At 56.2% G+C, this 11,543-nt stretch carries 16 protein-coding genes; all 16 read right to left on the bottom strand.

Features of this window, described 5'->3' with window-relative positions; genetic code table 11:
- Positions 1-122: 122 nt before the first annotated feature.
- The 16 genes from ACW7G0_RS14015 to ACW7G0_RS13940 all read right to left on the bottom strand — a co-directional run bounded on the left by ACW7G0_RS14015 (position 123) and on the right by ACW7G0_RS13940 (position 11,452).
- Entirely contained in the window at positions 123-575 is a 453-nt protein-coding gene (locus tag ACW7G0_RS14015; RefSeq protein ID WP_456990587.1) for a hypothetical protein, read from the bottom strand.
- A gap of 121 nt (positions 576-696) precedes the next feature.
- Complete coding sequence (locus ACW7G0_RS14010) at positions 697-1,014, bottom strand: hypothetical protein (RefSeq protein WP_456990585.1); 318 nt, start codon at positions 1,012-1,014, stop codon at positions 697-699.
- 46 nt (positions 1,015-1,060) lie between these two features.
- Positions 1,061-1,471 carry a hypothetical protein gene (locus tag ACW7G0_RS14005; protein WP_456990584.1) on the bottom strand — a complete coding sequence of 137 codons (411 nt, stop codon included), beginning with the start codon at positions 1,469-1,471 and terminating at the stop codon, positions 1,061-1,063.
- A 152-nt stretch (positions 1,472-1,623) separates the two neighbouring features.
- Positions 1,624-1,971 (bottom strand): nucleotidyltransferase domain-containing protein, encoded by a 348-nt coding sequence (locus ACW7G0_RS14000; RefSeq protein ID WP_456990582.1) that lies wholly within the window; start codon positions 1,969-1,971, stop codon positions 1,624-1,626.
- 76 nt (positions 1,972-2,047) lie between these two features.
- Positions 2,048-2,905 carry an alpha/beta hydrolase gene (locus tag ACW7G0_RS13995; protein ID WP_456990580.1) on the bottom strand — a complete coding sequence of 286 codons (858 nt, stop codon included), beginning with the start codon at positions 2,903-2,905 and terminating at the stop codon, positions 2,048-2,050.
- 170 nt (positions 2,906-3,075) lie between these two features.
- Positions 3,076-3,294 carry a hypothetical protein gene (locus ACW7G0_RS13990; RefSeq protein WP_456990578.1) on the bottom strand — a complete coding sequence of 73 codons (219 nt, stop codon included), beginning with the start codon at positions 3,292-3,294 and terminating at the stop codon, positions 3,076-3,078.
- A gap of 203 nt (positions 3,295-3,497) precedes the next feature.
- Positions 3,498-4,154 carry a hypothetical protein gene (locus ACW7G0_RS13985; RefSeq protein ID WP_456990576.1) on the bottom strand — a complete coding sequence of 219 codons (657 nt, stop codon included), beginning with the start codon at positions 4,152-4,154 and terminating at the stop codon, positions 3,498-3,500.
- A 28-nt stretch (positions 4,155-4,182) separates the two neighbouring features.
- Complete coding sequence (locus ACW7G0_RS13980) at positions 4,183-4,629, bottom strand: DUF6010 family protein (protein WP_456990574.1); 447 nt, start codon at positions 4,627-4,629, stop codon at positions 4,183-4,185.
- An 85-nt stretch (positions 4,630-4,714) separates the two neighbouring features.
- The gene (locus ACW7G0_RS13975; RefSeq protein ID WP_456990572.1) at positions 4,715-5,245 is read right to left on the bottom strand and encodes a nuclear transport factor 2 family protein; all 531 of its coding nucleotides are present in this window, start codon (positions 5,243-5,245) and stop codon (positions 4,715-4,717) included.
- A gap of 120 nt (positions 5,246-5,365) precedes the next feature.
- Positions 5,366-5,809: a DUF695 domain-containing protein gene (locus ACW7G0_RS13970; protein ID WP_456990570.1), complete on the bottom strand. Its 444-nt coding sequence runs from the start codon at positions 5,807-5,809 to the stop codon at positions 5,366-5,368.
- Between the two features lie 1,511 nt (positions 5,810-7,320).
- Positions 7,321-7,680 (bottom strand): hypothetical protein, encoded by a 360-nt coding sequence (locus ACW7G0_RS13965; RefSeq protein ID WP_456990568.1) that lies wholly within the window; start codon positions 7,678-7,680, stop codon positions 7,321-7,323.
- 127 nt (positions 7,681-7,807) lie between these two features.
- On the bottom strand, positions 7,808-8,239 hold the full coding sequence (locus ACW7G0_RS13960; protein ID WP_456990566.1) for a hypothetical protein: 432 nt from the start codon (positions 8,237-8,239) through the stop codon (positions 7,808-7,810).
- A 499-nt stretch (positions 8,240-8,738) separates the two neighbouring features.
- A complete protein-coding gene (locus tag ACW7G0_RS13955) occupies positions 8,739-9,545 on the bottom strand; it encodes a hypothetical protein (RefSeq protein ID WP_456990564.1) in 807 nt (268 codons plus the stop codon).
- A 141-nt stretch (positions 9,546-9,686) separates the two neighbouring features.
- Positions 9,687-10,118 (bottom strand): hypothetical protein, encoded by a 432-nt coding sequence (locus ACW7G0_RS13950; RefSeq protein WP_456990562.1) that lies wholly within the window; start codon positions 10,116-10,118, stop codon positions 9,687-9,689.
- 612 nt (positions 10,119-10,730) lie between these two features.
- Entirely contained in the window at positions 10,731-11,051 is a 321-nt protein-coding gene (locus ACW7G0_RS13945) for a hypothetical protein (RefSeq protein WP_456990560.1), read from the bottom strand.
- A gap of 32 nt (positions 11,052-11,083) precedes the next feature.
- Positions 11,084-11,452, bottom strand: a complete 369-nt coding sequence (locus ACW7G0_RS13940; RefSeq protein WP_456990558.1) for an Imm50 family immunity protein — start codon at positions 11,450-11,452, stop codon at positions 11,084-11,086.
- Positions 11,453-11,543 lie beyond the last annotated feature (91 nt).

Raw genomic sequence — 11,543 nt, 5'->3', positions numbered from 1 at the left:
AGCCGTAGCCCTTGTCCTCGTTCCAGTCGGAGATTCTTCCTACAAATCGCATGGAAAGTCCGTTTGGGGGCTAACGCCTGAATTAAGCCGAACCGCGAAGCGGTTTCGGCTTGAATGAATTGTTAGCGGGCAAATGCGCGCCAATGCAAGCTGTGCTCCCCCGATTGGTGGCGTGCGACCCATGTGAGACTGGAGGAGAATGGAGCATCACCGTCACAGCGATGAAAATTATACGAGTGCCCAAGCTCTTGCGCAGATGGCCACCATGAGCGGGAGAAGCGCGGTGGGCTTGCCTCTTGGAAGGTGATGGCAACGCAATGTTCAGGAAGTTGCCAGCTGTCGCTGGACACCATGTCAAATGCCATCATGCTTTCATTTGTGTCGAGGTCATGGATCTCGCGGATGTTTGTTGCTGATGCGGGGATCCATTTGGGAATCCAACCGCGATCTACGGCGCCGTGTTTAATGGCCTCAGCCATGTTGGCATAAGAAACTTCAGGCCTTTCACCGGGCCAGCAGCCTGCCGCTCCAAGTACAAGCAGAACAAGGCATCCAAATCGCAATAATGTGTCCATGCCCGCTAACGCCTGAGTTAAGCCGACCTGCGTAGCGGAGCCGGCAACATGGCAAGCTTTACCTGCCATGTTGTTGGTGTAGCGAAGTAGGTTCGGCTTGAACGAATTGTTATGCCACCGCCTAGTACTGCTGCAGCTCCGAGACCACAGATGCACGTAGCTCTGGGGTGACCGTTACGTTGACAGCATACCTGCCGCCTCCCTCAAAGTAGCCGCTGGGCGGGAAGGCAACTTCTTTACCCTCGACGCGGAAAGACATGCTCAGGCCGGACTCACCGGATGGGCTGACATGCGTTGTGGCAGTTGCGCCAGGCGGAAGATCACCGATGCGCTGCGTGAAGCCAGATCCGGCCACAGTGACCGCCTGAAGCAGAACCTCAGAGCGATTCTCTACGGTCACCAGCGTTGTCTCACTGCAGCCGCCAAGCAACAAAAGCATGACTATCAGGAGCAGTGAACGTGTCATAGGTGGCCTAACGCCTGAGTTAAGCCGAGCCGCGAAGCGGCTTCGGCTTGAACGAATTGTTAGGCGCGCAGTAGCGAACAGCAGACCAGGCGAGCATGCCCAAGCCAAACAGATTGATGCCAAATTTAGCTTGTCCTTGCCACGTCATTGCGATGTCGAGGTGGAAGCCAAGCCATGCGTAGAACTGCAGGGAAGGCGTTGCAACGATCGGAACCTGCACAGCGAAGACGACCATGCCGAGGATGATGGCCCAGCGTCTTTGCCTCAGTGATCCCACGCCAGCGACAAGAGCACCGACGATAAGAGGAACGAAGATGGCCCACGCGACGGCCGCCAGATCACTGCGAGTAGCAAGCCACCCAAAAGTCGCTGTACCCACCACAGCTTGGAAGATAAGGATGTAAGCGATGGTCTTATCTTGCTTGGTCATCGACGTGCCCCCATGCGCGCCTAACGCCTGAGTTAAGCCGAACCGCGTAGTGGAGCCAAAGTCATGGCAAGCTTTACCTGCCATGACTTTGGTGTAACGAAGCGGTTTCGGCTTGAACGAATTGTTAGGCGCTGTAGCCCGTAGCTTGCCGACTAAGCGCCCTTAATGATGTCCCGAACATAGAGCATGCGAGAGCACTCGAACAGCCCCTGCGTGACTTGCATGCTAGTTGGCGCAACGAACTGAACTGCGTCCGAGTGCAATCCAGTTGCCTGGCAGAACTCCGCTTTCCATGACTCTGCGTGGGCGAACCAAGTTCCATACCATGACTCGGATCCTGATCCATCAACGAGACAGCAAATGTCCCAGTCGCTGTCCGGTCTAGCCGAACCTTTGGCACGACTGCCAAATAGGATGATTGCGGAGAGGGCGGTATGTTGTTGAGCCCAAGCTTGCACAGTCTGTTTGAGTTGCTGTAGCGAACCACCATGAGAGTTCATGAAGCGCCTAACGCCTGAATTAAGCCGACCCGCGAAGCGGGTTCGGCTTGAATGAATTGTTAGAGGGCACTCGCGGTCATCCGCTTGTGTAAGGCCCGTGCCCGGGAAGCGCCCAGAGCAAACCACGACTTACAAGTGCCGGGAAGACCGTCAGATGGTCCTCGCCGGGGAGAACGGCACTGTCTACCGCGATGCCCTTGTAGTTTCGAGACTCAAGGAGATGCTCGAAGTTACGCATGTCCCCAACGAGATCGACACTTGTAAAATATCGAGGCCCATCACCGCGGGTCTCGAACTCGCCTGCATACATCATGACCTTGGCTGGAAGTGTGCGGTTCCCTTGAGCGTACGACTCTTCAATCTTCAGTATCGCGTGATTGTCGAACCACAGCGACGGGGAGCCCAGGATGTAGGTGCTGAACATTTGCGGCTTGGTCAGCATCACGTAACTTCCAAACAACCCGCCGTAAGAATGGCCAACAAACACCGTTCTGCTCATATCGGAGTCGTACTCGGAAGTGATCAGGGGAAGTACCTGATGCTCCAAGTAGTCCCTATACGCTTCTGCCTCGCCGTACCGAGCGCCGGTGTACTCATCGGGTGCGCTGCTCTCCGGGACCGACGGCGTGTAGTCCCGACTTCTACTGTCCTTGGACGTCATCCGCCGCTCTGGCGGCAACCCCACGAGAATGAAGTCTTCAATATTGCGGCCGCGCTGACCGAGAAGGTTGCGGATGCTTCGCACCAACGGAAACGAGTAAGCCGCATCTGCAACGAAGACTACGGGGTACTTTCGTTCTCCCTGCACGTATCCGGCCGGCACGCTAACCCACACTTGATAGTGTCGCCCCGTGGCATCGGATGGCACCTCATGTACGAAGGTGTTCGGCAGCTCAAGAGCCGGAAGCGCTGGCTCCTCTGCGATAAATGGCATTGGAGGTTCTTCTACATCATTGTTGTTGCTACTGGCTTCAGTACAGCCAGTGCAAGTTGCAGCTACGACTAGAATTGCTCCCAAGATCTTCCAGTTCATCATGTTGTTTGTGTGCCCTCTAACGCCTGAATTAAGCCGACCCGCGAAGCGGGTTCGGCTTGAATGAATTGTTAGGCCGCGCCCCCATGGACGCCACCTGAGCCGCCATCATGAACCAACAGAAAGTCTGCTGCATTAAGACCGTACTCAAAGTTGGCTTGGTCAAATGCAGCCTGCAAGTCCTCATGCCAAGTGTCGCCGCAGATCTGTCCGGACTTGGTGTAGCGGTACATGAAGTAGTGATCGCTTTCAGGTTCGGGCTCAATCTCAATGCGATCTGGTAATGGCATTGCATCGCCTCTGATCAACTGACCGTCAGAAATGTGCCCGACTGTGTGCATGCCAGGGCGTCTAAAATCTTTAGGTCTTGCGACGTATTTCATAGCGGCCTAACGCCTGAGTTAAGCCGACCTGCGTAGCGTAGCCGACAACATGGCAAGCTTAACCTGCCATGTTGTTGGTGGAGCGAAGCAGGTTCGGCTTGAACGAATTGTTAGCCGCTCCCATGAATCCAATCCAGTACAGGGGCCACCCAGTCTTTGACGGGCGTGTAGAACGCCCCATGAGAGCGCCCCGTTGAGATAGGCAGTTCTGTAAATGACTGAGGTTCCTCGGGGTGCTGAGTGAGCGGCTCGCAGCTGTCGCCGGCAAGGGTATCGCTTGTCTCATAGATGGACAGAACTCGGCCGGTCAAGCGCAGTTGAGGCTCTCCCGGCCGCGGCCAGCACGCTGCGAGGAGAACAAAACGTACCTGGGAGCGGCGCAGGAAACTGGAGACATGAATGGCGATATCTCCGCCCTTAGAGAAGCCGACGACAACAATGTTCTTGGGCGGGACGCCTTGGCGGATCAGCTCTTCAATCTGAGCGACGACGATGCCGGCATACTCATTTACGTTGGTACGCGGTTGGCGTTGTGAAGAAATGACAGCAGCACCCCTACTGGCAAGTGCTTCTAAGATGGCAGGGTAGTCATACAACCCGAAACGCGGATCTGTCGGACGAGGTCCGAGATCCTCGACAATCCGGCCGTGCAGATAGATGAGGTATGTCTCGTTTGGATCAGGCGTAGTTGGGAGAGCAACTGCTGTTTGCTGTGCGGCGACCGGAGCGGCAAGAAGGCTGAGCAGCAAGGCAAACCAAAGTTTCATGCGATCTCCGACACGGCTAACACCTGAGTTAAGCCGAGCCGCGAAGCGGCTTCGGCTTGAACGAATTGTTAGGCCCCGACCGCCGCCATGCCTGAACCGCAATGTATCCGGCTACCAGGACATCAAAGCTGATACAGGCAACTGCGTACCACTGCGGCGCAAACTCTGAGCCCCCTCCGAGCAGATGCAGTCCCGCATTCCATGCCGGGTGCACCAGCCAGCCAACCGCAAGCCACCATGATGTGCGGTACAGACCCAGTGCTGCCAAGGCGCTGTACAGCCCGACGCCGAGTGTCTCCAGCGCCAGCCAACGTACACCAGCACCGCCAAATACGGCAAAGCCGACGTAGATTAGGGCGGCCACAACAAGACCGTAGGCGAACGTGCGCCGCTCACCAATTGCACGGGCCAAAACAATAAGAGCAGCTCCGAGAGCAAGGCCAAGCAACAACCAAGAAACAATTAACATGTGCATGAATCTCGAATGGGGGCCTAACACCTAAGTTAAGCCGCGCCCCGATGCGGTGTCGGCTTGAACGCATTGTTAGGCCACGCGCTGTTCATTCGTTGGATACAGGATCCCGTTGCGACCATATTACTGAGATGATCTTCCAGCCGTCCTCGGTGTGCACCAGATGCCACATCTCACGGCCCCAATGGGCTTCCTCCCCATTGTGCAGAATGGAATAGTCAAAGTTCACGGAAGCGACCAATCCATCCGTATCTATGGTTACGTCCCGAAATATCTCCTCGAGCGATCCTGAATCAGCCGCGGTTGTCGTATCGATCATGGCTAGGTAGGTGCTCTTTGGCCACCTAACGACCCGGCTCGCTTCGGGTGCGAATTCCTTGAATCGAGCTACCCTTGTATCGTCATCTACCATCTGCCAAGTCACATGCTCGGGCTTGTCAGAAAAGAAGAGTTCAACGAACGTTGCCTTGTCCTTATTGATGATGGATGTACGGAACGCTTCCACAATCTCACGAATCGCTTCCACGTCTCTGGGTTCGTTACGGACAGCTATTGCGGGTTGCAGGCTGGCTGACAGTAAAACGAAAGTAGTAAAGGCAAGCTTTCTCAGAGGTGACATGTGAATTCTCCGTGGCCTAACGCCTGAGTTAAGCCGACTTGCGTAGCGGAGGCAACAACATGGCAAGCTCTTTCTGCCATGTTGTTGGTGTAGCGAAGCAAGTTCGGCTTGAACGAATTGTTAGGCAAACTGGAAGTCGGCCGCATAACCGTTGAGCAGCCGCCAATTCGGATCCTCGTGTCGTTTCCAGGAAAGGCTCTCCTGCGGGAAGCGGGTCAAGATGCTGCTCATAAATACGTCGACTTCAAATGACGGAACAAGATACACGTAGTAGGTGCGTTTGCCCGCGAACGTCTCGACGAGAGCGATCAGCCCATCAGCTTCGTCTTGGAATGGCGTTACAAGCGCGGAATCGAGTGGCGCAAGCGAATCGTTATAGCCGGCCTCAGGTAGCCCGTTGCTCTTTACTTGGGCTAGCTGGTGCGTCACTACAAGAATTGCTGGATATTTTGGACGAAGTGCCTCGAAGTCAGCGACCCTGAGGTCAGGGCGGCGGAAGTAGATGGGGAACCCCTCGTGTTCCGAGTTGGCGGTGAGCCAGGCTCTTGGTTTTATGTCAGTCATAGATGATGGTCGGTAGGTTGCCTAACGCCAGAGTTAAGCCGACCTGCGTAGCGGAGCCGGCAACATGGCAAGCTCTACCTGCCATGTTGTTGGTGAGCGAAGTAGGTTCGGCTTGAACGAATTGTTAGGCCGCGCCCGACAGCTGGTGCGACCGCAGGCCGAGCATACCCCAGGCTTTTGCCGAGGCATGGATTGCGAGCGCGTGCAGCTGGCGACGTGGCTCTTGCAGCAGAGCAAAAAAATGCCCCGCTTGAGGCGGGGCACTCTACACATCTGGGTTTGCTATCAGCAGCAGCCGAGCGGGCAACCTGCTGCTGCCCAAGCACTGAACGCAGTGGCGAGCAACGCCACCCCAACGATTAGCTTGATCTTCATCGCTTTTCCTCCGGTTGAGCCGACCCGAATAGCCGCTCCTCAACATGCACCCGGCTAACGGCCAAGTCAAGGAAGGTGCGGACGAAGGTGTGAACAACGGGCCGCCACACGATCAGTGTTGTTCAAGTGAAGTAGACAACCGGTTTCCGAGCGGCCTAACGCCTGAGTTAAGCCGACTTGCGTAGCGGAGCCAACAACATGGCAAGCTTTTCCTGCCATGTTGTTGGTGGAGCGAAGCAAGTTCGGCTTGAACGAATTGTTAGGTGGCAACTCCGATTGTACGGAGACGCCGCCGAGCGAGCCAAACAATACTCGAAGTGGCAGTTGCCGCAACCACGGCAGCTTGCAGCGGGATACTGCCAAAAGAGAAGACACCAAGGTTTTCTAGATGCGGCAACAAGCGATGGAGCGGCGAGAGCCAGATAGCAAGGGCAAGCAGCACCTCAAGAAGCAGCGCGCCGAGTAGCACCCCTGCCAGAGTGCGCCGCGCGACAGGCCTGAGTAGTAGCCATTGCACCAGTGCTGCAGGGATCAATGCCGGAGCCCAAAAGAACGCCAGCAGCCCAAGCATCTCGGGGATTGTTACGGCATGCTCCAATGATGTTCCCCTTGACGCCTAACGCCAGAATTAAGCCGACCCGCACGGTGCAGGCCGGATGCCGATGCAACGCCGCCAACGAGACGTTTTAACGAAGGGACGAAGCGGGTTCGGCTTGAATGACTTGTTAGGCCGCGCCCCGCCAGCTACGCCAACCGATCCATAGCCAACCAACGGCTCCCCCGCTCAAGGATCCCCACAGTGCGCCATTGCTGAAGCGTTCGCCAGCGTAGATAGCAGCAGCGCCACCGACTGCGAGGCCAATGAGCGCCAGCCAAGCAACCTTGCGTTTCTCTACGAGCCACCAAGCCTCTTTAGCCCTCTTGCGCCGGAGTTTTTCTCGGGCCTTCAGGTCTGGCTGCAGGATGGCACGAGCAATTGCCTCAGCGTGAGATTCTTCCATGTGACTCGATTCCTTGTCCTAGCGGCCTAACGCCTGAATTAAGCCGACCCGCACGGTGCAGACCGGATGCCGATGCAACGGCGCCAACGATACATTTGAACGAAGCGACGAAGCGGGTTCGGCTTGAATGAATTGTTAGGCAGCTTCCTGCGTGCTCGACGCCGGCGGCGGCTCAGCCGCCTGCATGATCTCCTCGTAGGACTTCCCGTCAAGGTGCGCGCGGCAGGGCCGTATGCGAGGTGCGTCCTTTGGCTCTACCGGGGAGAAGGTGAGCGCGATAACTGCCTCGGGGCTGAGACATTCATGGCGAATCAAAGCGCCGAACAGACCAAGGGCAAGAGTCCTGCGTTCTGGTGCCTTGAGCGATTTAACGAGCTTGGAGAAAGATGTGTCGAAGGATGTGTCCGTCGAGCCATCTATCCGAGCCGGCTCCGCCGCCCGTACTGCGAAGCAGGCAGACATCAGTGCTGTAAGGACGATTGCGATGATCTTCATAAGCTGCCTAACGCCTGAGTTAAGCCGACCTACGTAGCGTAGCCGACAACATGGCAAGCTTTACCTGCCATGTTGTTGGTGTAGCGAAGTAGGTTCGGCTTGAACGAATTGTTAGGCTGCGCCCGACTCACAAGCGCGCCCAGACTTGCCGAAGCCCAATGAGATGGACAACGCCGAAAGATAAGCAGATGGCCGAGCTCCAGAACCAGAATGCTGTGCTGTTGCCAGGGAAGTACGCCATAAGCGGAGTAAAGGCTACCCCACGTAGCAAGTACACACCGGTGATAGCGCACAGTGCCAGCCGAGTAAGCGGGAGCTTGCGGATAACGCCGGCGCCGGACAGCGCGTAGAGCGACCAGACAAGCAAGATGGCGGTGATGACCAAGGTTGCGACAGTGGGATACCAATGCCCCGCCAGGTCCATTTGGGCCATTTGTTCGCCGGCACCGAGAAAGCGATACCAAGGCGCACCGAACGCAATACATCCGAGGTGCAGCAGAGCAGCAAGGGCACTGAGCGCCCCGCCAACGATGAGCAATTTGTTGCGAGTCCTGTCCATAATCTCCAGTGCAGCCTAACGCTTGAGTTAACCCGACCTGCGTAGTGGAGCCAACAGCATGGCAAGCTATACCTGCCATGTTGCTGGTGGAACGAAGCGGGTTCGGGTTGAACGAATTGTTAGGCCACACACGGTAGGCTACCAACTCACAAGGTTGAAGGTTGCGCGGGTGGAAAAGCCTCACGCGACGTACCTACTCAGAACTAGTGTGTCGAAACAGGCCGATGCTTCTTGGCGCGCAAAAGCCTGTACCAAGCCACTGCTTCTAGAACGAGACCAACTACGACGAGTGCCGCTGCCCCTGGAGTGCTGCCCGCAATGTACGCGGCAATGGCGCCGATGAAGAGAAGCAAGGTGACAAGATGCCTCATAGCAGGATCCTCCATTTGTGGGGCCTAACGCCTGAGTTAAGCCGACCTGCGTAGCGTAGCCGACAACATGGCAAGCTTCACCTGCCATGTTGTTGGTGTAGCGAAGTAGGTTCGGCTTGAACGAATTGTTAGATGGCAGCCTCCACGAAAGTAGTTCGCTGGTGTGCGAGATACGCTTCGAAGGATGCCGTGACTTGGCTGAGTTGCGATGTGTTGAGAAAGCGAAGGCCGCGAATGTTGATCTCGTTGCTGCTAACGGGCCATAGCCTGGTAAGCCCAGGGTACGCCAAATCTTCGTCCAAACGGAACTCATCGACCCGCGCAGCGAGCACGTGAAAGACAAGGCGCCCAAGGATAAACGTTACGGTCTGTACATTGCGCTGAAGCCCATCTAGGAGCGGTGGACTTGGTCTCTTGCTAAAAGATATTGTCGCAGAGTGTCGATACAGCCAAGTCTCTGAACTGGTCGAATGTGCGCCGATGTAGATCCGAAAATAGCCTGGTATCAATCGTTCGGTGTAGAACACCTGCCTGTCAACGAACGGTGTTGATTCCAGGCCGGGGTCGGAATGTTCACAGACCATCGCCTTCAAGCATACCCACGTAGCTAGGTTATGCTGCTGCTCCCGATCGAGGCTGAACTCTGTGCCGTTGATTCCGGCGACAAGTATAGGCTTTACGGCGCTCTCGATCTGGCTCATCCACTCGTTGTTGCATGACACGCAAACGACCCGAAATTTCTTCGTGATTAGGTGGCCTTGCCGCCGCGATTCTGCGGCCAACTCTTTTGGCGCATCCCCGCGCTGAGTCATCAGCGTTGCGGTGTTGTGTATGCCACCAGTGGCGAAGAAATCACTGAGCCAATCTGGATAGAAATGTTCCTTGGACTTGTTGCCGTATCGGCCACAGAAGATGCAAGGCTTTTGGTATCTCATGCGCCGCGCGCCCTCATGCTGCCATCTAACGCCTGAGTTAAGCCGACTTGCGTAGCGTAGCCGACAACATGGCAAGCTTTTCCTGCCATGTTGTTGGTGTAGCGAAGCAAGTTCGGCTTGAACGAATTGTTAGGCGGCACGTCACGTATCAAACCCAAGCTCGCCGCGCACACCATCTTCAAGCTCAATTACCCAGAAGCGACCGTGCTCTCCGTAGCCCAGTTGGCAGCTTGCCCAGTTGGTGCCACCACCAATAGAGAAGTACACACGGTCGATCACGAGCTTTGACAACTCTAGTGTGTACTCGGGCTGCTTGCGCAGATAGTCCAGCTTGGCTTTTGCGACAGCGTTCTGCAGAGACGAGGTGTCCACCAGGACAGCTTGCGCAAAAGCAACGAGCGCCGGCAAGGGCATTGATGAGGATCGATCGTACTCCAGATAGAAAGCGGTTCCACACGCAGAGCCGCACCAGCTTTCGTCGTCCTCGGACCATCGCACGTGCCCAAGCGAGCCCAGATTAGCTTCGGGCTCTGGCTCAGCACCTTTTGCAAAGAAGAAGTCGAAAAGTCCCATGCCGCCTAACGCCTGAGTTAAGCCGAGCCGCGAAGCGGCTTCGGCTTGAACGAATTGTTAGGCGGCACTCTACGCGCCGCATACTCCAGAAAGCCAGCTGCAAAGAATGCTAGAAGTGCTGCCACATAGCCGAACCAATAGTCTGAGGCCCAAGCACCTTTCACCTGGGTATATGAGCGCAAGGAAGCTTGGCCAGCGCTGAGCTCATAGACCTGGAAGAACGTGCCGCCAGCCGAGCCCTGTTGAGGCTGGCGCGGGTTGACTAGGATGGTGATCGGTTGCTTTGATGCGTCGGCGAGCGCAGAGGCGATAGCTGCTCGGTTACCACCCTTATGCGCGTATGCGAACGTTCTAGAGTCGCCCGCAATGCCGAAGCGGATGCTGTAGCGGTCTAAGCTTGTCCACGCGATGAGCCCACTGACGGGTGCGAGGATCTCACGTTGTGGAAAGGACGACGGCCCGCGAACTGATAAGAACAGAACGACGATGCCAGCGACTGCGCCGAGTAGAGCGAATGTGCGAAGCGCGATCCTGAAGTGCTTAGATGTCACGTGTGCCGCCTAACGCTTGAATTAAGCCGAACCGCGAAGCGGTTTCGGCTTGAATGAATTGTTAGGGCTCAAGCTCAGCCAGCCGAGCTCGCACCCTTTCAGCATCAATGTACTTGCGGACAGCAGCGCCATTTTTGCAAAGCAGTTGCCACGTACTCAGCGCACCGATCAGGGCTCCGGCAAAGACGGCCCCTAAAAGCGAGGCGACGCGCGGGATATCCAGAAGGTGCGGATTCTGAAATAGCCACAATGCAATGACGGCTAGGGTAGCGAATGAGACAGCGTTTACGGCAAAGGCCTGCCACGACCACCTTCTCTTCGTGGTCTCGTCAAGGGCCTCAAGGATCTGCTTCAGCAGCTTTCGTTCTTCAGTTACAGTCACGATGATGTGTCTCTTGAGGCCTAACGCCTGAATTAAGCCGACCCGCGAAGCGGGTTCGGCTTGAATGAATTGTTAGGTACCACTCCGGTAACTGTGGCCGCCGTGCACGTGAAGCTACCACCCAAGCCAATACAAGGCTCTAGGGTGACGAGCAGTGGGCTGCCCTCAGCGATCGCCAAGCGGTCCAGTACGTTCTCCGATGCCAGGTCATTGAGCTCGATATCCCGGACGCCAGCGAATGACAGGCTGACCACAGCGCCCTTGCCGGCAGTCACGTCGATGTAGAAGAGCTCGAGCGTGACACTGCTATCAGCCGAGTAGCTGAAGGAGATCATGCGGGCGTCTGCGAACTCCGGCCAGTAGCCGAAGATTGACGTGACTGCATCAGATTTCGAGATCATGCCTGTGGTTCCTAACGCTTGAGTTAAGCCGACCTACGTAGCGTAGCCGACAACATGGCAAGCTCTACCTGCCGTGTTGTTGGTGTAGCGA

The organism is Lysobacter sp. A286 (assembly GCF_054052105.1).
This window is presented reverse-complemented; position numbering and strand designations above follow the sequence as displayed.